The sequence below is a fragment of the Pseudoalteromonas sp. ABV4_021 genome, assembly GCF_056159365.1.
Map to the genome: position 1 here is coordinate 321,257 of NZ_JBSWVB010000001.1, position 25,973 is coordinate 347,229.

At 41.9% G+C, this 25,973-nt stretch carries 17 protein-coding genes; 13 read left to right on the forward strand and 4 right to left on the reverse strand.

Annotated features, from left to right (window positions below; genetic code table 11):
* The 11 genes from ACXAFE_RS01545 to tldD all read left to right on the forward strand — a co-directional run bounded on the left by ACXAFE_RS01545 (window position 1) and on the right by tldD (window position 17,536).
* Window positions 1-438, forward strand: coding sequence for an agglutinin biogenesis protein MshP (locus ACXAFE_RS01545; protein WP_475147598.1), 438 nt, complete (start codon window positions 1-3; stop codon window positions 436-438).
* Entirely contained in the window at window positions 413-4,462 is a 4,050-nt protein-coding gene (locus tag ACXAFE_RS01550; RefSeq protein ID WP_475147601.1) for a DUF6701 domain-containing protein, read from the forward strand. The genes ACXAFE_RS01545 and ACXAFE_RS01550 overlap by 26 nt, the downstream gene beginning before the upstream one ends.
* 366 nt (window positions 4,463-4,828) lie before the next feature.
* Entirely contained in the window at window positions 4,829-6,820 is a 1,992-nt protein-coding gene (locus ACXAFE_RS01555; protein WP_010561192.1) for an SUMF1/EgtB/PvdO family nonheme iron enzyme, read from the forward strand.
* 85 nt (window positions 6,821-6,905) lie between these two features.
* Window positions 6,906-7,949: a rod shape-determining protein gene (locus tag ACXAFE_RS01560; protein WP_475147605.1), complete on the forward strand. Its 1,044-nt coding sequence runs from the start codon at window positions 6,906-6,908 to the stop codon at window positions 7,947-7,949.
* Between the two features lie 40 nt (window positions 7,950-7,989).
* Complete coding sequence (gene mreC / locus ACXAFE_RS01565) at window positions 7,990-8,823, forward strand: rod shape-determining protein MreC (RefSeq protein WP_054978937.1); 834 nt, start codon at window positions 7,990-7,992, stop codon at window positions 8,821-8,823.
* Window positions 8,816-9,292 carry a rod shape-determining protein MreD gene (gene mreD, locus ACXAFE_RS01570; RefSeq protein WP_054978936.1) on the forward strand — a complete coding sequence of 159 codons (477 nt, stop codon included), beginning with the start codon at window positions 8,816-8,818 and terminating at the stop codon, window positions 9,290-9,292. The genes mreC and mreD overlap by 8 nt, the downstream gene beginning before the upstream one ends.
* Window positions 9,292-9,867 carry a Maf family protein gene (locus tag ACXAFE_RS01575; protein ID WP_475153581.1) on the forward strand — a complete coding sequence of 192 codons (576 nt, stop codon included), beginning with the start codon at window positions 9,292-9,294 and terminating at the stop codon, window positions 9,865-9,867. The genes mreD and ACXAFE_RS01575 overlap by 1 nt, the downstream gene beginning before the upstream one ends.
* Window positions 9,864-11,336 carry a ribonuclease G gene (gene rng / locus ACXAFE_RS01580; RefSeq protein WP_475147613.1) on the forward strand — a complete coding sequence of 491 codons (1,473 nt, stop codon included), beginning with the start codon at window positions 9,864-9,866 and terminating at the stop codon, window positions 11,334-11,336. Before ACXAFE_RS01575 ends, rng begins: the two co-directional genes overlap by 4 nt.
* A complete protein-coding gene (locus ACXAFE_RS01585; protein WP_475147616.1) occupies window positions 11,336-15,274 on the forward strand; it encodes a YhdP family protein in 3,939 nt (1,312 codons plus the stop codon). Before rng ends, ACXAFE_RS01585 begins: the two co-directional genes overlap by 1 nt.
* On the forward strand, window positions 15,271-16,095 hold the full coding sequence (locus ACXAFE_RS01590; RefSeq protein ID WP_475147619.1) for a carbon-nitrogen hydrolase family protein: 825 nt from the start codon (window positions 15,271-15,273) through the stop codon (window positions 16,093-16,095). Before ACXAFE_RS01585 ends, ACXAFE_RS01590 begins: the two co-directional genes overlap by 4 nt.
* On the forward strand, window positions 16,085-17,536 hold the full coding sequence (gene tldD, locus ACXAFE_RS01595) for a metalloprotease TldD (RefSeq protein WP_475147622.1): 1,452 nt from the start codon (window positions 16,085-16,087) through the stop codon (window positions 17,534-17,536). The genes ACXAFE_RS01590 and tldD overlap by 11 nt, the downstream gene beginning before the upstream one ends.
* Window positions 17,537-17,597: 61 nt before the next feature.
* On the opposite strand, the gene ACXAFE_RS01600 is transcribed toward tldD, so the two are convergent.
* Entirely contained in the window at window positions 17,598-20,138 is a 2,541-nt protein-coding gene (locus ACXAFE_RS01600; RefSeq protein WP_475147625.1) for an Ig-like domain-containing protein, read from the reverse strand.
* 30 nt (window positions 20,139-20,168) lie between these two features.
* Complete coding sequence (yjgA, locus tag ACXAFE_RS01605; protein WP_010561182.1) at window positions 20,169-20,699, reverse strand: ribosome biogenesis factor YjgA; 531 nt, start codon at window positions 20,697-20,699, stop codon at window positions 20,169-20,171.
* 175 nt (window positions 20,700-20,874) lie between these two features.
* Between yjgA and pmbA the strand changes: the two genes are divergently transcribed.
* Window positions 20,875-22,224 carry a metalloprotease PmbA gene (gene pmbA, locus ACXAFE_RS01610; RefSeq protein WP_475147634.1) on the forward strand — a complete coding sequence of 450 codons (1,350 nt, stop codon included), beginning with the start codon at window positions 20,875-20,877 and terminating at the stop codon, window positions 22,222-22,224.
* 20 nt (window positions 22,225-22,244) lie between these two features.
* Here the strand turns inward: pmbA and ACXAFE_RS01615 are convergent, their stop codons facing one another.
* Entirely contained in the window at window positions 22,245-22,985 is a 741-nt protein-coding gene (locus tag ACXAFE_RS01615; protein ID WP_475147641.1) for a ferredoxin--NADP reductase, read from the reverse strand.
* Between the two features lie 94 nt (window positions 22,986-23,079).
* On the opposite strand from ACXAFE_RS01615, the gene ACXAFE_RS01620 reads away from it, so the two are divergent.
* A complete protein-coding gene (locus ACXAFE_RS01620) occupies window positions 23,080-23,967 on the forward strand; it encodes a DMT family transporter (protein WP_475147644.1) in 888 nt (295 codons plus the stop codon).
* A gap of 165 nt (window positions 23,968-24,132) precedes the next feature.
* Here the strand turns inward: ACXAFE_RS01620 and ACXAFE_RS01625 are convergent, their stop codons facing one another.
* Window positions 24,133-25,734: a S41 family peptidase gene (locus ACXAFE_RS01625; RefSeq protein ID WP_475147647.1), complete on the reverse strand. Its 1,602-nt coding sequence runs from the start codon at window positions 25,732-25,734 to the stop codon at window positions 24,133-24,135.
* Between the last annotated feature and the right edge of the window lie 239 nt (window positions 25,735-25,973).

Here is a 25,973-nt window from a genome sequence, read left to right on the forward strand (position 1 = left end):
ATGACGTTAAGGTTTAAACAGCAAGGCAGTTTATTAATTACATCGTTATTTGTTGCTATTGTATTGTTGGCACTCGGATTAGCGCTTACCCGTGTTATTGAAGGGGGCGCGCAATCAAATGCGGTAGAGTATTATGGCTCTAAAGCGTTTTTGTCAGCGCAAAGTGGTGTTGAGTGGAAGCTCACACAGTTGTTTCCACTCAATGCGCCAAACGGCGTATGTAATGCTGATGTGCCGCCAAACCATTTTAATGCAACTAAGTATATGGAAAATTGCCAATTTTTAGAGCTGTCATGTAGTTCGGTAAATAATGTGGCGGATGCAAATTCTCCAACCTCTACGGTGACTGTGTATCGGATTATCAGTACAGTAAGTTGTGATTCTGGCCAGTGGACAACGCAGAGAAGTATCAATGTTGAAGCAAAAACACTTAACTAGCTTTTTCTACCTAATGCTGTTGATTCCTAATTTAGTTTGGGCAAATTTACCTGCCTGTGAAGATGTATTTCCTTCAGGAATTGCAACGTTTAATACCGGCAGTGCAATTATTAGAAATGGTGCAGAGATTAGTGGCCAAGCAAATAGTGTAATTGTTACGACCAATTTGCTAGATAATAACCCTGATGCGTGTGGTTCAAAGTGTATCGCTTCGGGCACGAATGCTGAAACCATTCAAGAACCAAGTTTATTTAACCCTCAAACCAGTATTCCAAGGAACGGTAAGCTCTCTGGCGACTATTTATTTACTGGTTCTTTATCGCTTAACCGTCCAAACTTACGTGTTACCGGGCCAACACGAATAGTTGTAAGAGGATCTTTATCTATTTTTAGTGATATTGATGTACCGCGCCCAGACGATTTAATTATTTACGTAGCTGGCAGTGTTTCAACAGCCAATAATGTTGAGTTTGGCGGATTTGTTTATTCGCAAAGCCATATAGATCTTGCATTTGGTGCTGAATTCGAAGGCGCGCTTACATCAGGCGCGTCGGTTAGTGTAGGTAGCAATGCAGAAGTAAGCTACGTTGCACCAAGTATATTAAATAATTTTACGGGTATTTGTGGTGCGACAATGGTTGACCCAAATGAGTCACCTATCGCGGAATTTCGTTTTGATGAATTTTCATGGTTAAGCGGTGTAAATAACCAAGTAATAGAATCAATTAACAGTGAACATGGCACACCTTTTAATATTCAACCCGCAGAAGGCAAAATTTGTAATGCCGCATTTTTTGATGACGGTATTAGCAATGCACGAATTGATATTGATGAGGATTTACTCAGTGGCAGAGAGTTTACTATTTCGGCGTGGGTTAAAAGTCGTTTTTCAGGTAGCCAAGTATTAATTTCTGGTGCGCGTAACAATAATAATGCTAATGAATTAATTTGGTGGCATCCAAGCAGTACATTATTTGAGCCTTGGATTAAACAAGATCGCGCCTCTCGCATTAGCATTCCAAACTTTTCAGATAATGTTTGGCGACATTTTGTTTGGCGTCGTGATGGTTCAACGTCGTGCTTTTTTGTTAATGGGCAGCAACAAGGCTGTGTATCAAATCACAGTAATGGCTCATTAAACATTAATTACTTAATGTTAGGACAAGAACAAGATAACTTGGGCGGTGGCTTTGATGCTAGCCAGCGCTTTCGTGGCTTAGTTGATGAACTACTGATTTTTGATAAAGCGATTGGTGAGACACAAATTCAAACCATCTATCAAAATCAAAACCAAGGCTTAGGCTGGGATGGAGCCGCGCGCGAACAATATTGCGATGCCAATGGTTGGTGGCAGCTCGATAGTGATTTTTTAGATGCCAATTTAAATGATCCTCATGATTTAAGTCCGTCGGGAAGTCCTTCGTTTTCAATAAGCTCACCTGGCCCGGCAAACACCATAGGCAGCCAAAGCACATGTGAATATGCAGAATTTGATGGAACCAACTACGCATCAGTTGATGACAGTGGTGATTTTAACTATCAAGAACTAACAGTAAGTACCTGGGTTTATCCCACCGAAAATCGCGGTGGCCTGCGTAGTTTAGTATCTAAAGATGAGCACTTTGAATTCCATTTAGATTCAAATAATCGACTATTCTGGTGGTGGCAAAACGCATCTAGGCAATCTCGTTCATTTACCAGCTCGCGCACTGTACCGCTGAATCAATGGACTCATGTTGCTGTTGTTTACAGATCTGGTTCGCAAATTATGTACATTAATGGAATTGCCGATGCCTCGCGTAGTTACAGCGATGGGTTAGCTGATTCACCATGTAAGTTTTTTATTGGCGTTGATGTAGGCACGAATACTTCAACACAGTGTGGCGGTATTCGCAGCGATCGTTATTTTAAAGGTAAGCTTGATGAAGTAAGAATTTACTCACGTGCGTTACAACAGTCTGAAATTTTGAGTGATATGAATACGGTACGCACGTGTGACAATGCGCCAAGTGTTGACCATTATCGCCTTACGCTAAGTGATAATACGGGGTTAACATGCGAAGCTGAAACCATGACAATTGAGGCATGTGCTGACGATACCTGCAGTAGCTATTATCCAAACCCAGCTACTGTATCGCTTTCTACTTCAGGTGGTGGCGCGTTAAGTTGGTCGCCAAGTAACCCATTTACGGTAAATGGTCGAGCAAATATCAGCTTAAATAACACCCAAGCAAGTACCATTAATTACGCGCTCAACACTAACATAACGAATCCGAGCTCAGGGTTTAGATGTTTTGTCGGTGCAAATGAAGTGTCGCTTGCTAATTGTTATACCCAATTTTTGGATACGGGACTTAAAATCAGTGCCATTAGCGATCAAATATCTGGTGTGCCGTATAGCGCTGAATTAATGGCGGTAAGAAAAAACGATAATACAGGCGCGTGTGAAAATATTTTTAGCGGTGCACAAACAGTTAACTTTACTAACAACTTTGTACAACCAAGTAGCCCTTCATCGATGGCGTTTACTGTAAATAATACGCCAGTAACAAACAACACACCTGTTACCGTTAATTTTGATCCAACTAATAACTACAAAGCGAATTTGACGTTAAATTATCTTGATGCCGGTAGAATTAGTTTGTCGGCATTTGCATCAGCACCTAATGGAGCGAATTTAACTGATACCAGTAATAATAATTATGTGGTGCGTCCTGAAAGGTTTAACATCACTGTAACAGGAGATCCTAACGCGTCTGATGCGGAAGATCCTGTATTTAAAATGGCGTCGGAAGATTTTACTATTCAAGTCGAGGCTCACAATGCCAATGGTGCGATAACTCGTAATTTTCGAAGCGCTGATATCACAGGAGCCGTCGCGTTAACGCATAACTTACAGGCGCCGCAAGCGGGTATTGACGGTGTGTTATCGCCTAATGCTGTGCCGGCAAATGGTTTTGTATCGGGTGTCGCGACGATCACTGATGCAAAATTTAATGAAGTAGGGATTATTGAGCTGCTTGCTAACCTTTCGAGCAGTAATTACTTGAATCATAGTGGTGGCGGAGCTATCTCTGGCAGGAAAGCCAATGTAGGGCGCTTTATCCCTGCGCAATTTGGAATGACAGAGCAAACACTGACAAGTGCTTGCAATAGTTTTACCTATTACAGCCAGCCGTTTGATGAATTGAGTTACACCATTGCAGCGCAAGATGTATTAGGTAACCGCTTGTACAATTACACTTATAATGCAAATAGTAAGCTTAACTTTGTCAAAGCGAGCATTGAAAACTTAATTGAAAATGATGATGCTGCGAATTATAAATCGGCAACACAACTTGCGCCGCGTTACAGTTTGAGTGCTGATGATGGTGTCGACTGGCAGCAAGGTTTGTATGTGGTGAATGTAAACAATGCCACGTTAGAGCGTGATAGTGCGCCGTCAATTCCAATGACGCAAGTGATTCCATTAGTGCGTTTAACCGACTCGGATGGCAAAGTACTCAACGATTTAAATCAAAATGCTAATCAACTTGCTGGTACAGCCGATAGTCGCGCTATTAACACTAATGTAATTGGCGGTGTTGAAATTATTTCGCCGATAGAAATGCGCTTTGGTCGGTTAACACTTAGCAATAACTATGGCAGTGAATATGAACCGCTACAAATTCCAATGAAAGTTGAATATTGGGATGGCGCTAACTTTGTAGTTAATACGTCAGATTCTTGTAGCGCATATAGTTTTGCTAATTTAGTGATTGAAGATAACCAACCACTCGAAGGCAATTTGAGTGATAGTTTTGCCGCAGGTATCTATAAATCGGGTCGAGAATTATTCTTGACTCCACCAACGCCAACAGAGCAGCGTACTTATAATGTTGATTACGTAAGCCCAGAAAAGTGGTTACAGTTTGATTGGAATAACGATGGCAACTATAACGATGTCAACGATAATCCTAATGCAGTGCTACAGTTTGGTCGTTTTAGAGGAAATGACCGCGTAATTTACTGGCGAGAAAACTAATATCTTTTGAGCTTTGCAACGCTATTTTTGTTCCAAGTGAATGAAATGCTGGAGTGAAATAAATTTTTATGGCCCCTCGGACTGTGAGATTAAAGCAGCTTCTTTCTTGCGTATAAAATAACTTACTTTAGGTCACTAAATTTTATTATTTTCGCCTTAATTAAAGTGGTTTTATTGTTCGGCTGAATTATTAAACAAACAACAACAACCTTTAGTTTTACTTTTTAATTGAAAATTTGCCATTTAAGGTAAGACAAAGCTTGTGTTTTGCATGACAAAAAAATAGCATAAAGCATTAGGGCAAGTGCCCTTACGATAAAAACGAAAACAAGAAAACCAAAAATCGGCCGTTTTGGGAATAATTATATGCGACTAGCACCTTTGTCATTGGTGATCTCGCTTAGCCTATTTACATGGCAAGCACATGGACAAGACACTAATACAGTATCAAGCATTCAAGCTGAAATAGATATTAAGCAGTCTGAATTCAAAGAGTTATCTGGTGTTTTAGATAAACATCTAAAACAAGAAAAACAATTGCAAGAGCAATTGGAATTACTTCGTTCACGTTCTATTTCGTTAGAGAAAGAACGCAACCAATCATTAGACGCGATGAATGATTTGTATCGCCGTTTAATTGAAGACCCAACATTGGATATTAGTGCGGCGCAAACGCGCTACCAAAAAGCGATTGCGGATCTAAAGCAAAATAAAGATGATATAGACCTACAGCTTGTAGCGATTTCATCTCATCGCAAAGATATTGAAGCAATCCGCGTTTCAAAACATACCTTAGTTAACACCCTCGAAAGCTTAAAGCAGCAAAAAAATACCGCACGTGTTGAGCGTTTACGTAATGAGTTTACCCGTGAAGGCACTGTTGAAGTGAATCACACAGTAAACTGTAAGCGTACAGAAACGCTGGCGGCGTGTGAGCAACGTGGTCAATCACAAGGTTTACAAAAAGCCACAAAACGCTTTATGGATCAAATTTTTGCCAATATTACCGAGCAGAGAGTGGTTGAACCAAAGCGCAATATGTCAGGTGCACAGGTTCAAGTATTAAGCAGTCATGTGGTTAACAGCTCATTTAGTGGGCAAGGTAATTATAATACCAACCTAAGCGTAACCATGCGCGGCGAAGTAAACGCCAGCCGTTTATGTAACTTGCTTAATCTAGATAATAGCTTCTGTTCTGACTATGGTTCTGCAATTCCCAATGTCTATCAGCCAGTTATAAGTGCAAGCTACGATGAACCAGTAGTGCGTTTTAAAGATAATAAAAGCGCACCATCATCAGCAAGCATGGTAACTAACCGTGATACGGTAGAGGTAAATACGCCAAAAAAGGAGCGATTGTTCCAGCTCACATTGCGTTCTAACGTGCGCGATGATGAAGTGTTTATAAATGGCGTGAGTTACGGCTCTACTCGCTTAGATGTGTCATTGCCATCAGGCAGCTATGATATTGAAATTCGTAAACAAGGTTATCAAACCTATACGCGAAATATTAATTTAAAACGCTCGCAAACATTACGCGCAAATTTAAGAAAAGAGACGATTACTCAGTCTAACTATAATCAAACGCGTACTCGCCAAACAACGTCAACACCAAGCCTTTCAACTCGCAGCACGATTGCAAATTCAGCTGGCATGATTGTGATCCCCGCAGGCGAGTTTGAAATGGGTGATTTAACCGGTAACGGTTTAGCAAACGAGCAACCTATTGTTAAAAAGATCCTGAGTGATTCGTACGCGATGAACGAGAAAGAAGTAACAGTAGGCGAATACAACGAATTTGTTGCTGATACTGCTTATAAAACAGAAGCAGAAAGTGGCCAAGGCTGTGCTTACTATTTAAATGGTGAGCCAGTGTGGGAAGCGTCGCTTAATTGGCAAAACCCAGGCTACGAGCAAAAAGATAATTTTCCAGTTGTGTGCTTAACTTACTCAGATGCCAAAGCGTATGCTGATTGGTTAAGTGAAAAAACAGGCAATGAATATCGTCTGCCAACTGAGGTGGAGTGGGAATATGCGGCACGTGCCGGCACTAAAACCGATTACCCTTGGGGTAATGATATTGGCAATAACTTAGCTAATTGTGGTTGGTGTGGTAGTGAGTGGTCAAATCAGAGCCCAGCACCTGTAGGGTCGTTTAGCGCTAACCGTTTTGGCGTTTATGACACCGTTGGTAATGTGTGGGAGTGGACCCAAAAAACGGCTGGTCGTTCTGATGTTGCGATTCGTGGCGGTGCATGGAATTTTGCACCTACCTTAGCGCGAGCGTCGACACGCCTAATTTTAGCAACGGATTTTCGTGCTAATTACATCGGTTTTCGTTTAGTGCGTGAGCGCTAGACACTTTATATTTATTATTTGAGCGTTTAGTTATTCGATTTAAAATAAAACTGAACGTCATACGTTACAAGGATACCCCAGTTCCATGTTTAAAAAATTACGTGGTCTTTTTTCTAACGATTTATCAATCGATCTCGGAACTGCCAATACACTTATCTATGTGAAAGATCAGGGCATTGTTTTAAATGAACCATCGGTTGTGGCAATTCGCCACGACAAACCAGGTGGCCCTAAAAGTGTTGCATCAGTAGGCCAAGAAGCAAAACAAATGCTTGGCCGTACACCTGGTAATATCAAAGCCATTCGCCCAATGAAAGACGGCGTTATTGCCGACTTTTACGTAACCGAAAAAATGTTACAGCACTTTATTAAACAAGTGCACAACAATAACTTCTTACGTCCAAGTCCACGTGTTTTAGTGTGTGTACCGTGTGGTGCAACACAAGTTGAAAAACGTGCGATTCGTGAATCAGCAATGGGTGCAGGTGCGCGCGAAGTTTACCTAATTGAAGAACCAATGGCCGCTGCGATTGGTGCTGGTTTACCGGTATCTGAAGCAACTGGTTCAATGGTTGTTGATATTGGTGGTGGTACAACTGAAGTCGCTATTATCTCTTTAAACGGTATTGTTTACTCATCGTCAGTTCGAATTGGTGGTGATAAGTTCGATGAAGCAATTATTAACTATGTACGTCGTAATTTCGGTAGTTTAATTGGTGAAGCAACCGCTGAACGCATTAAACATGAAATTGGTTCTGCATTTAATGGCGAAGAAATAAAAGAAATTGAAGTACGTGGTCGCAATCTTGCTGAAGGTGTGCCGCGCTCATTCACGCTAAATTCAAGTGAAATACTAGAAGCACTACAAGAACCGTTACAAGGTATTGTCAGTGCGGTAATGGTTGCGCTAGAGCAATCTCCACCTGAACTTGCTTCTGATATTTCAGCACACGGTATGGTATTAACCGGTGGTGGTGCATTGCTAAAAGATCTTGACCGTTTATTAATGGAAGAGACGGGCATTCCAGTTGTTGTTGCGGAAGATCCATTAACCTGCGTAGCGCGTGGCGGTGGTAAAGCACTTGAAATGATTGATATGCACGGTGGTGATGTATTTAGCTACGATTAAGTAGCTAGATACACTTGTTTTACTGCTCTTTGAGGGCGCAATGAATTTAATTTTTGGTAGAAATACCTCGTTGCAATTACGTTTGGTAATTGCCATCGTATTGAGTGTGGTGCTGATTATCGGCGATCGCTACACCGATGGCGGTTCCAAAGTAAGGGCTAGCTTAAACACCATAGTTAGCCCTTTGTTTTACCTTGCAAACCTCCCTTATGAAATGTTCCGCGAAGGCAGTAAAAATCTTTCTTCTCACCAGCGTTTAATGGTTGAGAACGATGCTCTACGCGAAGCACAATTGGTGCAAAATCAAAAATTGCAGCAATATGAGTTCTTACAACTCGAAAACCAAAAGCTAAGAGCCTTGCTCGGCTCTTCAAATAAACTTGAAGAACGTAAGCTGGTTGCTCAGGTTTTATCAGTTCATTCCAACCCATACAGCCATCAGGTGTTAATTAATCGCGGTTTACTTGATGATGTAAAAGAAAGCCTCGCGGTGATTGATGACAAAGGCATTGTTGGTCAAGTGACTCAGGTTGGCAGCACGACGAGTCGAGTGTTATTAATCACCGATACGCAACACGCTACGCCTGTGCGTGTATTGCGCAATAATGTACGCACTGTGGTGGAAGGTATTGGTAAAATTGATCAGCTTAAATTATCTCATGTGCCACATAGCATGGATATTCGTATTGGCGATGTACTGGTGAGTTCGGGGTTGGGTGGCGTGTTTCCTGAAGGCTATCCGGTCGCCACTGTAACCAGTATTAATCGTAACGAGGGTAGGCCTTTTTCTGAAGTCTATGCCAGTCCAATTGCCGAACTTGACCGCATTCGTTTGCTGATTTTGCTTTGGCGTAATGAGGTGGCCAATGACTAGGCATTTAGGATTTATTTTACTTTCGGTATTTGTTTCTTTAGTAGTTGCATTAATGCCATTGCCAATTGCATTTGAAATGTATCGCCCAGACTTAGTGTTGTTGGTAATTATGTATTGGTCTATCGCTTTACCCCATAGGGTAAACATAGGTTTTGCTTGGATGGCCGGCCTGATTATTGACTTAGCGCTAGGTTCTCCACTAGGTGTGCGATCACTTACTTACTCAATTGTGATTTATATTACGGCAAGTAATTACCAGAAAATTCGTAATTTTAGTGTTTGGCAGCAAGCGATGTTAGTGGCGTTATTTTTGGCGCTTTATTATCTTTTGGTGTTTTGGCTGAATCACTTTTTACTCGATATTTATTTTTTACCACAATATTTATGGCCGGTTTTAACGGGTGCATTGGCGTGGCCGTGGTTGTTTTTACTGCTAAGAAAATATCGACGTCACTTTAGGATACGCTAATTTTGACTAAAATTTATTTAGCGTCTGCTTCTCCCAGACGCAAACAACTGCTTGCTCAACTGCATGTTGAGTTTGAGCAGTTCGCAACAGATATTGATGAAACACAACAAACAGGCGAATCAGCTGAGCAGTTTGTTTGTCGCCTTGCAGAAGAAAAAGCGTTAGCAGGTGTAAAATTAGCTGCTCACAATTGTCCTGTATTGGGTTCTGACACTGTGGTGGTATTAAACGATACGGTGTTAGGTAAACCAGCCGATTTGGCTGATGCAATTGCTACCCTTTCGTCATTGTCAGGTCAAACCCATCAAGTGATGACCGCCATTGCATTTGCCAATCAGCAAGGGGTAATGTCGCAGTTAGTTGTGACTGACGTTACATTTAAAAAGTTGTCACAACAAGAAATTAACGATTATTGCGCAACAAACGAGCCATTTGATAAAGCAGGAAGCTACGGTATTCAAGGTGGAGCAGGTAGATTTGTTACTAAGCTTAATGGCAGTTACTTTGCCGTTATGGGGTTGCCACTGTATCAAACCGAGCAATTATTGGCGCAATTTTTAAAGGAATTTGCATGAGCTCAGAGTTATTAATTAACGTCACCCCTAGTGAAAGTCGCGTCGCATTAATTGAAAACGGCGTGCTGCAAGAAGTACAGTTAGAGCGTGAAGGTAATCTTGGTATTGTTGGCAATATTTACCTTGGTAAAGTGAGCCGCGTGTTACCAGGTATGCAAGCAGCGTTTGTTGATATAGGTCTTGAAAAAGCCGCATTTTTACACGCATCTGATATTGTAAATAGCACCTCAATTGCCGAAGGCGTGGATGATCAGCCGATCAAAAAAGTTCAGGATATTCGTGAACTAGTGAGGCAGGGTCAGTTTATTATGGTGCAAGTGGTTAAAGATCCACTTGGCACTAAAGGTGCGCGTTTAACGACAGATATCACGATTCCATCGCGTTATTTAGTATTTATGCCAGATGCCACTCATGTGGGTGTATCGCAGCGTATTGAGAGTGAAGAAGAGCGCGAGCGTTTAAAAAAGATTGTTGCGCCATTTCATGATCAGGAAGGTGGCTTTATTGTGCGCACTGCAGCTGAAGGCGCAACTGAAGCTGAATTAGAGCACGATGCAAAATTCTTAAAAAAGCTGTGGCATAAAATAGCAAAAAAACGCAAAAAAACGCGTAAAGAATCGATTCTGCACGAAGACTTGACCCTTGCTTTTCGCACACTGCGTGATTATGTCGGTGAAGACATGGAGCGTATTCGTGTTGATTCAAAGCTCACTTATCAGCAGCTCACAGCGTTTACCGAAGAGTTTGTACCAGAGCTTGCCAAAGCACTGGAATATTATCCGGGTGAACGTCCAATTTTTGATTTGTTCAGTGTAGAACATGAAATCCAACGAGCTCTTGAACGTAAAGTTGAGCTTAAATCGGGCGGTTATTTAATATTTGACCAGACCGAAGCAATGACAACGGTAGATGTAAACACCGGTGCGTTTGTTGGTCATCGTAACCTTGAAGAAACCATCTTTAATACCAATATTGAAGCAACTCAAGCGATTGCTCGTCAATTACGTTTGCGTAATTTAGGCGGCATTATCATTATTGACTTTATTGATATGGTCAGTGCTGAGCATAAACGTCGTGTACTTCATTGCTTAGAAGTTGCTATGGCGCCTGATCGTGCAAAAACCAATATCAACGGTTTTTCAGCGCTAGGCTTAGTAGAAATGACGCGTAAGCGTACGCGAGAGAGTTTAGAGCATATTCTGTGTGGCGAGTGCCCAGTGTGTAAAGGGCGAGGCGCACTTAAAACAGTTGAAACTGTTTGCTATGAAATTTTACGTGAAATTGTGCGTGTTAATCGTGCTTACGATGCGACTAAATTTGTCGTTTACGCTTCGCCAGCTGTGAGCGAGGCACTGATAAATGATGAGTATCACAACTTAGCTGAACTTGAACTTTTTATTAAGAAACAAGTCAGTATTCAAACGGAAAGCTTGTATAATCAAGAGCAGTTTGATGTGGTGATGATGTAGTGCAAAAAGTAAGGCACACCTGTTTTTGGTGTTTACGTAAAGTTTGGCAAATATTCGCGATCAGCCTTGTGCTGGTCGCTGTGCTTGTGTCGTTGCTAAAATACAGCTTGCCCTATGCTAATGACTATAAAGCCGAAATTGAAGCACTGATTACCGAACAAGTTGGCACTAGTATCGCTATTGGTTCTATTTCTGCTGGTTGGGAGCACACAGGCCCCGCATTGGTACTTAATCAGGTATCGTTCGGCAAAAACCAGCCACTAGCTCTTGGACTCTATGTTGAACAATCGCGTTTGCATGTTAATGTGTGGCAATCTGTGCTGCAGCGCAGGTTAGTATCAAATTATTTTGTGTTGTCAGGGCTTAACGCCAAAGTTGATTTAACCCAGCCCTTCCCAAGCAGTGAAGAAAGCACCGACGGTGCTAACTTAATCGATGTACTCGAAACTCTATTTTTAGCGCAAAGTGGTCACTTTGCTGTAGAAGATAGCCAATTTTTAGTTAACACCAAGCGCAATGAAAAGCGCGTTATTGCTATTGAGCGTGTCACTTGGCAAAACCGTAACAATCAGCATCAAGGCGTAGGTTACATCACGTTGCCGGGTATTTCTGATAATCGATTAGAAATTATTCTCGATTTATACGGTGAACATTTCTCTGAATCTTTTGGTACTTTATTTGTTGAAAGTAAGCAGCTAAATGCGAGCAGCTGGTTGCGCGATGTGCTTTCGGATGACGTTACCCAGGTTAAAAGCGATATTAACTTTAAAGCATGGGCGCGATTTAAAGAGTTTAAAGTTGAAAACATTCAACTAGATTGGCAACCAAGCGAGATTAGCTGGCAACAAGCAAGCGAAAGAGAGTCGTTACAAATCAACGCAGGTACGCTAAGAGTGCGACCGCACAACGATGGTTGGCGATTTGAAACGTCTGAACTTGATATTGGTGCTAATCAAAATCAATGGCCAAGCTTTGGTGGTAAAATTGACTACAACAATGGTCGCATTACGACGCAATGGCGTGACTTTCCACTGGCATTATTAAGTGATGTAGCGCCTTTGCTCCCCTTTGAGCAAACTAAAATTGTTGAGCAGCTATTGCTAAAAGGCTCAGTCTCAGACCTTTATGTGCAATATCACAATCCAGAAGATTATTTCTTTACTACATCAGTGCGCGATTTGTCATGGCAGCACTATAACGGCATTCCTGGGGTGCAAAACTTATCGCTCACGCTGGTAGGCGATCAGTCAGCAGCTAAGTTGTCAGTGCAAGGTAATGAAGACTACATCATGACCGGCGAGCTGTTTACGCGTGCTATTCCGTACAAGCAATTAACCATTAACCTTGATTTTCTAAAACAGGCGCAAGGCTGGACCCTCGAAAGTGACACCATTTGGTTAGATAATGATGAGCTGACCTTCGCAGCAGAGTTTTCCCTTAATTTATTTGAGCAAAGTGAACTTAGTTTATATGCAGAGATGCAGGGTCCAGAAGTACTTAAAGCGCGTCATTATTTTCCACGAGGTTATATGCCGCAGGGCACAATTGATTACCTCAATCGTTCACTGCGAGGCGGTAAAATAGATGTGGCAAAGGTATTGTGGCAAGGCAAGCTAAGCGACTTCCCATTTCAAGAGCACAACGGCCGTTTTTTAGTTGACGCTAAAGTGACCGACGCAACATTTAATTTTAATCAATCGTGGCCAGATATTACTAACCTTGAAGCTGACTTAATTTTTTCAAATGAACGCATGGACATTGTGTCGCAGCAGGGAGTACTTGCTGGATTACAGTTAGGTAATGGCGTTGTTGTTAGTATTGACGACTTATCACATGCAAGTACGCTAAATGTTGATATTGAAACACAGCAAAAAGCACAAGAATTACAGCCTTTCTTTGCAGCCACACCACTAAATAACTCTATTGGTGCGGTACTTGAAACCGTGCAAGGGCAGGGTAAGGTACTTGGTAAAACACGTATTCAAGTACCGTTAAGTAAAAGCAGTAGTAAGGGCGAAGTAAGTGTTAGTGGTTCTGTTGACCTTAAAAACACCCCGATTTTTATTGCAAAGCCGGGTATTCCTTTTGATAAGGTTACCGGTACTTTAACCTTTGACAACAGTGATATTCAGCTCAAAAATGCGACGGCTAGCTGGCTCGATATGCCGTTTAAGTTTAATTTGCAAGGCAAGCAGCAAGGCGAAAACTACGACCTGTCAGTGACTGGCGATGCCAGTTGGCAAGTGAGTGATATTGTTAAGCATACGCAAGGCATTATGAGTGGTTACATGAGTGGTGTTGTGCCGTTTGATATAGCGTTTAATATGCAGCTAAAGCCACAAGGGTTTAATTATACTGCCAGTGCATCGTCAGATTTAATAGGCTTAAATACTGCATTACCAGCGCCATATAGTAAAAAACGTGATCAAGTATGGCCCCTTACCTTAAATGTAAGAGGCGATGAAATCTCGAACTTGATCACAGCAAATATTAATCAGCAACTCTATTTTAATAGTATTGTTGATAATCGCTTAGGTAAGGTAAGCAATGCACACTTAATCGTCGGTGAAAACGATCTTGGTATTAACGCTAGTGGCTTTGATGTGACGGTAGCCCTTGCAAAAGCCGATATCGTGGAGTGGATCCCGTTTATAGACCACTTGGTTGCTACACCAACCGAGTCGACTTCGGATAATCACGTATTTCCTAAGTTAAAAGAGGTAAATGCCAATATCGATTATGCGACACTATCGGAAATTGAGTTTAATGATCTTGAGATAAATCTCAGCGCATTAGCGCAATCTACCCAGCTGAAAATTAATGGTAAAGAAGTGCGCGCAGAAGTGAGTATTCCTCGTATTCTTGCGCAGCGACCTGTGTTTATTGAAGCGGATTATTTACGGCTTAACTTTAAACCTGAAGAAGCAGAACCACAGCTTAGTGTTGGCTTAAAGCCAATTGATGACTTTGGTAGCCCACAAGACAATGAATGGTTAACCCATTTACCGGCGATTCGATTTAACTGTGCCGATTGTAAAGTGGATAGCTATCAGCTAGATAAGCTCGTGCTCGATTTAGATCCGGCTGATAACGGTTTGCTGATCAGTAAGTTGACTGTCGATAAAGGCAAGCACTTATTTATCGGTGAAGGCAGCTGGCAAAAACAAAAAACTAACTTAAGCGGCAAGCTAGTAAGTAAGGATATCGGAGAGCTAACCGACGAATTTGACCTCACCAGCTCAATTAAAGAATCTAACGCTGAAATCGATATCGATTTGTACTGGTATGGTACGCCTTATCAGTTTAATACGCAGTCGCTTTCTGGCGATTTAAAATGGCGTTTAGGCGATGGCTATATTACCGATATTAGCGATGGCGGAGCACGTGTATTTTCATTGTTAAGCCTAGATTCGTTAGTGCGTAAGCTAAAGCTGGATTTTCGAGATGTATTTGCCAAAGGATTTTTCTACAACAGCATGCAAGGCAGTATGCAGGTTGATAAGGGCGTGGCGTATACCAAGGATACTGAGCTAAATGGTGTGCCTGCAGATCTAACCATCAAAGGTTATGCAGACCTCAATACGCAAAAAATTGATTACACCATGTGGGTTGCGCCAGAGGTGACTTCAAGCATTCCAGTAATTGTTGCTTGGATGGTAAACCCTGTAACAGGTTTAGCGGCACTCGCGATAGATAAAGTGCTGCATTCAGCGCGCGTTATTTCTGAAATTGAATACACCATTACAGGCACCTTTGAGCAACCAGTTGTTACAGAAAAAGGCAAGAAGAGCCGTGAAATTGAAATTCCACAATCGACTTTGCCTGGTACACCCAAACAAGATGTGTTGCCAGCTGAAAAGAAAATAGTGCCGCTAAGTGATGCAACTATGCCAAATGAGCTACCTAAAGTTGATAAAACAGAAGGTCAAAATCAATGATTGTTGTTTTGCAATGGACGGTAAGCGCTAAACCGAGTAGCAACTTGGATTATTTACGCCAGCAGCTAATTGCCTTGCGCGGCGAGCATGTAAATGATCCCTTGCTGGTTTGTTTGCCAGAAGGGTTTGCTTGTTTTGATGCCAAAGCCCACGACTTAATGGCATTTGCCAATAATAGTGCGCCATTTATTGATGAAGTATGTCAGCTGGCAAAACAGTTTAACGTCTGGATAAGTGCCGGCACCATCCCAATCGCCGAAGGGGCAAAATATTATGCAGCTTCTTTAATGATTAACCAGTTAGGTGAAGTGGTCGCACGCTATAACAAAATTCATTTATTCGATGTGGATGTTGACGATGCAAAACAAAATTATCGTGAATCCAATACCACTATCGCCGGCAAAGACTTAGTCGTAGTTGACACACCGTTTGGTAAAATAGGCTTAACGGTTTGTTATGATATGCGCTTTCCGGGCTTGTTTGGTGCACTTAGAGCTTTAGGAGCGGAGATTATTTTAGTGCCATCGGCATTTACCGTACCTACTGGCAAGGCACATTGGTTGCCATTGCTACAAGCGCGAGCGATTGAGAATCAAGTATACCTAGTTGCTGCGGCAACCACAGGCACACATGACAATGGCAGACAAACGTATGGCCATAGTGTGATTATTTCACCTTGGGGTGAGATAGAGGCGATGTTAGGTGATGAAGCTAACAATATCGTATACTTACCCAATATGGATAAATTGACAGACGTAAGGCAAAAAATGCCGCTGTTGTCACATAACCAATTTAATTATGAGTTTAAACATGAGCAATAACGTAGAACAGCATTTACTAGCGCAAAGCGGCCTTTCACGCCAAGATTTGCTCGATAGTTTGTCTTTAATTCAAGAACACCAAATTGATTATGCTGATCTGTATTTTCAATCAAGTCATCATGAGTCTTGGGTGCTCGAAGACGGCATTGTAAAAGATGGCAGCTACAACATTGAGCGTGGCGTTGGTGTTAGAGCAGTATCTGGTGAAAAGACCGGCTTCTCGTATTCTGACGCAATTAATAAAAATGCCATTACTCAGGCTGCTTTGGCAGCACGAAGTGTTGCTGACAAAAATAGTGCAGCACTAAGCACCAGCAAAATTCAGGTGGTAGAGCTTGATAAGCAAATTATTCAGCCGATTATGCCAATTAGCAGCTTAACGGATGGCGAAAAAATTGATTTGCTAAAACAGATTGATGCGTATATTCGCAAAATTGCGCCAAATGCATCGCAAGTTGTGTGTTCAATGGCAGCGGTTTATGAAGAAGTGCTTATTGCCGCGAGTGACGGCACATTTGCAACTGATGTGCGCCCGCTTATTCGTTTAAACGCATCGGTACTACTTGAGCAAGATGGCAAACGTGAGCGTGGCAGTGCTGGTGGTGGTGCGCGTTTAGACTATGGTTACTTTTATGAAATGGTTGATGGCAAACCACGTTGGATGACCTATGCCGACGAAGCTGTGCGTTTAGCAAATGTTAACCTTGCCGCAATTGAAGCGCCTGCAGGCACTATGCCTGTGGTACTCGGTGGAGGCTGGCCTGGTGTGCTGCTACACGAAGCTGTAGGTCATGGCCTTGAGGGCGACTTTAACCGCAAAGGTTCATCGGCATTCAGTGGTAAAGTAGGACAGCAAGTGGCTTCTAGTTTATGTACTGTGGTTGATGACGGTACGCTAGATAATCGCCGAGGTTCTTTAAATGTTGACGATGAAGGTGTTGCCGCAGGTTACAACGTGCTAATTGAAAACGGTGTGCTGAAAGGGTATATGCAAGATAAGCTAAATGCGCGTTTAATGGGGGTAGCGCCTACAGGCAACGGTCGCCGCGAATCGTATGCCCATTTACCTATGCCGCGTATGACTAATACGTACATGCTAGCGGGTGAAAGTACGCAACAAGAAATTTTAGAAAGTGTTGAAAACGGTATTTTCGCGACGAACTTTGCAGGTGGTCAAGTTGATATTACATCAGGCAAGTTTGTGTTCTCTGCATCAGAGGCGTATTTGATTAAAGATGGTAAAGTAACGCAACCAATCAAAGGGGCTACCCTAATTGGTAACGGCCCAGACGTAATGCACAAAATTTCAATGGTAGGTAATGACTTATCACTTGATAATGGCGTTGGCGTGTGCGGCAAAGATGGTCAAAGTGTGCCAGTTGGCGTGGGTCAGCCAAGCCTTAAAATTGATGAGCTTACTGTTGGCGGTACAGCTGCTTAAATTGCTACACTGATTTTAGAAAACAAAAAAACGCTGCAATTGCAGCGTTTTTTTATTTACTTTATTGTAAGTCGACAGTAATAAACTGTGATGTGACCACGCCACCGGAACTTGTTATTTCAATCGTTAAGTTCGCGGTAGTAGCATCATCACCTTCAGCGAGCGTGTTTTTTAGCGTAAAACCTATCGTATCGCCGCCAAATACATTCTTACTCTTTGCACTTGAGATAGTAATACTAGTATTTAAGTCAGTTTGACTAATTGGGTTTGGTGTTCCATTGGTATTACCTACCGTAAAACTTGTTTGACCAACTAGCTCGCCAACATCGGTATTTACGCTGACAGTACTACCTTGGGGTAAGGTTTGTAATGCAGTGTCAGCAAAGCTTAATGAATATGATTGGCTAGCACCGCGTGCAATTGGTGTTCTAAAGATACTTACGTTATCACGATTACTCGCGACTATAGTTTCGCTAAATTCACCCGGTGTGGTTTCCACCATTTCATATAATGACCAATAGCTATTGCCACTTGCCATAATCAGTACCAAGGACTTACGCACATTAATTAAGCTTTTTGTTGCGCATAAATCGCCCGAACATTGCGGGCCGTTAAACATGCCATCGGCGCTGGCAAATGTTTTATTGTTATCAAAGTCGATAAAAGTTTCGCCTTGGTCGTATTGGTCGTTTTCGTTGTCATCGCGCCATGCTTCAGACATATCGATAAAACCTGAAGGTAAGTATTCAGCACGACCAAACCCGCTTGATACAGCTGTATCTGATACGGCACTGCCATCTTGATTATCAAATAGATTATTACCATTGGTATCGAAAAAGGTTTCATGGCCAATGGCGGTAGCGAGAATGGTAGATCTGTGGTTAAACACGCGAGGGTTGCTACTTTGCCAAGTAACTGAACATGAACCATTAGTAGTTTGACAGCTTGGCTCTATTTGACCGCCTTCAGTGGTAAAGTTAACCGTAGTGCCATCGGGCACGGGGTTATTAAAACTGTCTGCTAGCCATGCGGTAATCTCACTGGTTACGCCATTTGTATTGTGACTTTCAGGGTTAAGAATTTCTGCAGATAAAGAAATACTGTTTTGATCGGCAAGACCGGTATTAACCGAGAGCAAATCAGATTGACTGATAATCTCGACGCTTTCGCCTGCATCGTTAGTCGTTGTGGCACTTGCCGTAACGCGAACAGGTGTTGGCACAGTACCCGAGATTACTTTGGTACTCACTTCTCCTTGTGAGTTAGTAATTGCGGAAGTAGGAGATATTTCTAGACCGCCAACATCGGTACTTGCGCTAAAATTAACTAACTGTTGAGCCAGTAAATTACCCTGTTTGCCTTTAACGCGAAAAGTGATAGTTGAAATTTCTTGTTTGCCTACGCCGCCAGTCCCTTTAATCACGATTGACATCGGATCTGCTGATACAAACTCAATGGCACCGAGTGCTTCGCCTGATAGGTTTACATCTTGCGTTAAAATAATGTTTTCGCCGTTTACGGTAACGCTTGCGATTATTTGGTCTTCATTGCCGTTTGCCCCAGCACAGTTAATATCTTTGTACGTTGAATTAGCTTCACCGTTTATCGTCAGGACTTGCTGGTCAATGCTCGCTGTACCATTAATTACACAGCTGGAGCTAAAATTAACAGCCGTTGGCGTAGTGATTACTTGCTGATTTTCGTCTACTAATACCAGTGATAAGCCGAGAGTACCGCCAGCCGCTAAATCTACCGAGCCATTGCTTTGGCGCGCAACGCTTAGTTTCAATTGGTTAGCGACAAAATTGCCATTGTTATCAAAGTAACCTGCTTGTACAACTGGTGTATCAATATCATCGGCACTTAATACTTGATAGTTTATTTGCGAACTTACGCTATTACTTTCATCTATTTGATAGGTTGCTACGGCTGTGGCCGCGCCAATAGGACTGTCGGAAGCGAGCGTTAGCTGTACACTGGCATTACCATTTGCGTCGGTTAACCAAGATGCAGCATTAAGCTCACCAATCTCAGCAGAAAAACTAATCGGTACTTGGCTAATCGGGTTGCTGAGGTCGTCGAGCAAGTTGGCCTTTAAGGTAATAACTTCGCCTTGCTTTGCATTGTTTACCGCTAAATCGCCAACTAAGCTGGTGAGTGTTACAACAGGCAGTAGTGTTGTTTGACTAGTGTCACGTAAAAATTCAAAGCTTGTGCTAGCGCTCGCATCTTGCGATGTTGCTGTGATATCCGCTGCGCCGATATCAGAAGGGGTGCTGCTGAGCAATACTTGTGCAATGCCATCGACATTGGTTAATTTACTACTTGGCGATAATGTGCCTAGCGCTGTTTCAAAACTAACACTGGTATTGCTTATGGCTTCGCTATTTTTACTTAGAAAAGCCTGTACACAAAATGTTGACCCAGCAACGAGAGAAGGTGTGGTAAGTGCTTGGCAGTTTTCATCAAGTACCGAAAGCGTCAATAGTGTTGGCGCATTTGGGTCTGGCGGTGTCACTTCATCGTTTTTACCCGATGAGCCATTACACGCTGCAAGCGCAGATGCAGTGAGTAAAATACCAAGTTGCCTTATTGTTCTCATGCTTATCCTTAACCGTTGCTGTTTGTTTTATTAGTGCGTGATTACTTGTTTTAAACACTGAAAAATTTCGCGATAAGCTTTAGCTGGCTTATTTGCTTCTTTTTCTTTTTTTGCTTGGCGTGTTAATTGACGTAATCGCTGTCTATCAAGTTCGGGATATTCTGATACTAACTCATTGATCTTATTGTCGCCAACTTCAATTAACTCATCGCGAATATGTTCAAGTTTATGAAACAACACATTGCCTTGAGCATGCTTGTTTTTCAGAATATCTACCGCTTTAGTGATCTCTTCAATATTTGCGGCTAAGCGTAAACATTTTGCAATGTAGTTTAAATGTCTGCGGTAAGCTTCTGTTTTCTCTTTAAGGCGATCTGCAAGCTCCATCGCTTCAATCAATTCATCATTTAATGGAATTGTCTTACGTTGCTTTTTGCTTAGTCCAGCAATATCGGCACCAAGTCCATGTAACTCTTTGGCATCACGTTTAAGTTCTGCACGTGATACGTAAATAATTTCTTCCTCTGGCGTATCGAAATCAACTTTGTTCTTTTTGGCCATGGTTTCTCCACAAATTAGTAATGTCACGCATTGTTAGTCTGTATTGGATCAATCAACCCAAGTCTAATTGCGTAATTTCTTTATATTATACGTGAAAAATCTGTTTCGATGCTCTGCCTTATGACGGTATTTTTGATATGCTTAAAAAAATATTTAAATTTAAACTCATTTACCTATGCAAGCAGACTCTAACGATCCAATTTTTCAGCGCCTTAATGAAGTTAAGCAAGCGGTGAGCGAAGCGCTCGATTACGCAAAACAGTTAGGCGCAAGCTCTGCTGAAGCGGCAATGTCGAGTACCTCAGGTTTATCTGTTTCAACCCGTTTAGGCGAACTTGAAACGATTGAATATAATCAAGACGGTGCACTTGGCATTAGTGTTTACGTAGGAAATAAAAAAGGCTCAGCGTCAACTGCAGATTTAAGCCCCGAGGCGCTAAAAACAGTTGTATCGAAAGCTGTTGAGATTGCCAAATATACTTCAGAAGATCCATGTAATGGCATAGCTGATAAAGAGTTGCTTGATTTTGCTCCGCAAGACCTTGATTTGTATCACCCATGGCAAGTATCCGCTGAACAAGGAATTGACTTGTGTAAACAAGCTGAAGCGGCGGCAATGCAGTTTGATAGTCGTATTAGTAATTCAGATGGCGCTAGCTTTTCTAGCCACAACGGCCTGCGTGTTTATGGTAATAGCTACGGTCAATTAGTGGGATTTCCGCGCAGTCGTCATAGTATTAGCTGTATGGTGATTGGCGAAGAAAATGGCATGATGCAACGCGATTCAGCCTATACCATCGCTCGTAAGCAAGAAGGGTTAAGTAGCGCTGAAAGTGTTGGTATTGAAGCGGCAGAAGAAACAATCGCACGTTTAAATTGTCGCCGTATTCCAACGGGTAAGTATCCGGTTGTGTTTCGCGCTGATATCGCCAGCTCGTTATTTGGTCATTTAGTTTCAGCCATTGGTGGTGGTGCACTTTATCGCAAATCGAGTTTCTTGCTCGATAGCTTAGGTAGCCAAGTATTTAGCGATAAAGTGAATATTCAAGAACGTCCGCACATTTTAGGTGGCCTAGCATCTTCAGCTGTAGACAGTGAAGGGGTTAAAACCATAGATCGTGAAATCATTAAAGGTGGCGAGTTACAAACTTACTTATTAGCAAGTTATGCATCGCGTAAACTAGGCATGCAGGCAACAGGTCATGCTGGTGGTATTCATAACTGGTTAGTTGAAGCCTCGCATCACGATTTAAAAAATGTGCTTAATGAAATGGGCACAGGTTTGTTAGTAACTGAAGTGATGGGCCAAGGTGTTAATATTGTTACTGGTGACTATTCACGCGGTGCAGCTGGTTTTTGGGTAGAGAATGGTGAAATTCAATACCCGGTAAGTGAAGTTACCATTGCTGGAAACCTAAAAGACATGTTCTTAAAAGTGGCGGCAATTGGCGGTGATGTTGATGTGCGCGGCAGCATTCAAACAGGCTCAATTTTGATTGAGAGTATGTCTATTGCCGGTGAGTAGTCGGCCTTAACTACGACACCTTACCAATATTGCTCCACGGTAATATTTCCAGGCTTTGCACGGCGATTTCGCGTAAAGCCTAAATCTAATAGTAATTGCGTTGTTTCTTTGACCATTTCTGGATTACCACAAAGCATAAATTGACTGTTTTGTGGCGTTGGCGGTATTTCAACATGGCTAAACAACTCACCTGAGGTTATCGCATTAGTAATGCGACCTTGCAGCCCATCGGGCCATTTCTCTTGACTGACAACGGGCACAAACGTCAGTGGATGATTGCTACACAGCTCCCGAATTAGCTGCTGATAAACTAAGTCAGTGTGTTTACGTACTCCGTGAACAAGCACAACATGTTTATACTTTTGCCAAATCACATCATCACCTAGCATAGATAAAAAAGGCCCAATCGCCGTGCCTGTTGCTAAGAGCCATAATGTGTCAGATTCTGGTACTTCATCTAACGTAAAAAAACCAGAGGCTTGCTCAGCAATTTGCAATGTGTCACCTTTTTTTAAATCCGAAAGCGGCGGTGAAAGTAATCCGTCTTCCACAGTAACCAGTAAAAACTCATGAAGGTTATTGTTTGAGGGTGTATTGACGAAAGAATATGCACGGGCGATTTTTTTATCTTCAATTGTCATTGCAAGTTTAGTAAATTGCCCTGCTTTATAACTTGGTAATGATGCAGACACGGTTAAACTAAATAGCTTGTCGTTCCACCACTTGATATGAGTAACTTGTCCATCAATCCAATTTGCCATAATTTGCTCTCAACATTTATTTGGGGCTACTTTAACTGTGGCAGCTGCGCTGAGAATTTCAATCTGGTGGAAAGAATTTTATTGAGGAAATAGTATGTTAGGTGAAGTGGCAGCGTTAGCTGCGGCTTTTTTTTGGGCACTAGCAAGCCTGCTGTACGGTCGTTTTAGTCATCACTTTAGTGCCTTGCAGCTTAATTTGGTTAAAGGTGTTATTGCTGCATCATTAATGCTGTTTACGCTGCCTTTACTGCCAAATGTGGAATTTTCTTTATCGCCTGAACATATAGGGATTTTGTTATTTTCAGGTGTGATAGGTATTGCTATTGGTGATAGTGCTTATTTTGCATCATTAAAGCGCATAGGCGTAAATAAAACTCTCTTGCTTGAATCTATAGCTCCGCCACTTTCCGGTATTTTAGCGGTATTAATACTTGGTAGCTTATTAACTTGGCAGAGTTGGTTAGGAGTATTAGTCACGACCTTTGCGGTAGCCTTAGTGGTGATGCAGCCTGAAACCCATACCCAAAAAGTGAATGCAGCTGGCATCGGGTTTGGTCTATTAGCCAGTGTTTGCCAAGCCTCGGGCGTGGTGATATCTCATTATGCGCTTGTCGCTGGCGATATTGAGCCGTTACTAGGTGCAGTACTTAGACTACTTGCAGGTGTGGGCGTGCTGCTTTTAACCCTTGTACTGATTAAACGACAACAGTTAGCCCAGCTAGTTATTGGTTTTTCAAAAATGGCACAGCGTGAGTTTGTATTACTGTTACTTGCCATTGTGGTAGGTACCTTCTTGACACTTTGGTTGCAGCAAATTGCACTTAAATATGCGAATCCGGCTGTAGCGCAAACGTTAATTGCCACATCACCTTTATTTATTTTGTTGTTTTCAATTTTAAAAGGGCAAATCCCTTCTGGAAAAACGCTGTTTGGCACTGTGCTTGCGGTCGGTGGGATCTCGTTGTTTTTTATTTTCCGGTAATTGATACCATTTCATTTATCCAGCGCTATTGCTGATCACATACTTAACAGTATTGCTGATCACATACTTAACAGTATTGATGTGAAAACAAATGCAATAAATACGATGTGTTAATAAAAAAGGTGGCAAAGCCACCTTTTTTAGTGTTAATAAATAAACCGCCGTTTATTTATTTGTAGTCTCAAGAGGCGTAAAGATCGCATTATTTTCAATCATTTGTTGCGTACGATCTTGTGGCATTTTAAGAGGCTCACCAACAACTTGTTTAGCCGTTGTTGATGTCTTTGGTGCATAGCTTGCAGCAATTGGTGGGCAGCTGCCTCGTTCGATGTGGTAAAGCGCAGCTGATAGCATGCCTTCTGAAATATCACCGAGTGGACGAGTTAAGTCATCACTTACCGTACAACCACGTACTTCGTTTTGGAAGTTAGGGTTTTGCTTAGGGATTAGTCCATCAGAGTACTCACCAAAACCTTTATCATTTACACCGCTAAACTGAATTGTGAAATAGGTTGTGCTGCAATTATCGGTTGGAACAAAGCCATAAGGCTTACCACATGTTTGGCCACCAATTAACACAACATCTAAATCAATACCTTTTAAGCCGTTAATTAGTGCTTCACTCGCTGAACAAGTTGAATCACTCGATAACACGTATACCTTGTTTAGGCCTACGGTAGGTAAATCGATGTTAGTTAAATTACCGTTTTGCCAATCAATTTTTTTATCATAGAAGCCGATAGTTTCATCGTTAGACCATTTGCCATTGTACTTAAGCGTATAATAATCTCTGTTTTGCGTATTTACGTCACCGGCAATCATATAAGCAAGCTGTGACGAAAGCGCGAGCAAACCACCGCCGTTGTATCTTAAATCAACTACCAGCTCACTAACATTTTGGTTCCTAAACTGGGTGAACTTGTTGATTAGCTCATCTTGTGCGTCGCTGATATTAAATGTATCGAATTGAATATAGCCAACTGTTTTACCTGCATGGACAAAGGTATTGGTCGCTTTAACTGGCGAAAGGTCATAACTGCCAGATGTAACTGTAATGGTTCTTTCTGCGCCAAATACATCTTTTACTGTGATGTCATGACTTTGACCATTATTTGTCGGAAACAAACCGGCATTAAGTGTGTCAACATCATTGCCATTTAAGAAATCAGCACCATCCACTTTGATGATTTGGTCACCACGCATAAAGCCTGCTGTATCTGCAGGTGAACCGGGTTCAATAGTTGCCACATACAATGTGCGTGGAAGCGTGAAACGACCATCTTCATCGAGGTTACGCGCTTGCCAGCGAATGCCATATCCTGAAGATGCACTGCCTTGCGTGCGCTTACGATACTCAGCGGTATCTTGCGCGAAGTGGAAGTTATCTTTATCTGCACCTGAGCTGGTTTTGGCAAACGTTTTAAGCACCTCGAAATAAGCTTGTGGTGTACTGTAATTGGCAGGGTCGACATCTTCAACTTCATCGAACCAGAGGTATGATTCATGATTCCATGAACGTAACCACATTTTCTCATCTGTGAGTGTACCAGCACGGTCTTTATATACTTCATTGGTATAAGGATCAGACCCCGTACGAACAACGGCACATTTATTCGCAAATATTTCTTTTGCTTTAAATTCACCGGCAACCCATGAATTATCGCCGCTACCAATATCATTATCTGAGTCTGAATCACCATTACAGGCTACTAACATCGACATTGATAACGCTAAGGTAATTCCTTTTTGCAATTTGCTGAACTTCATAAATATTTCCTTAAATAAGATCGCAATTTATCGTCACAAAATATCAGAGGGTCAAAATAACAACAACTGTTTACAGTTAAAGTTTGTAAAAGCACGATCTGTTATGCGTATGCTTATTTTCTTAAACCATAAATATTCGATCGCTTTTTGTGCAAAAAGTTTCAATGCTAGGCTAGTAAAGGCCTGATCTAAGATCTCTCTCCACATTTTTCCACTAAATTCATTAACTTTGCTCTAGC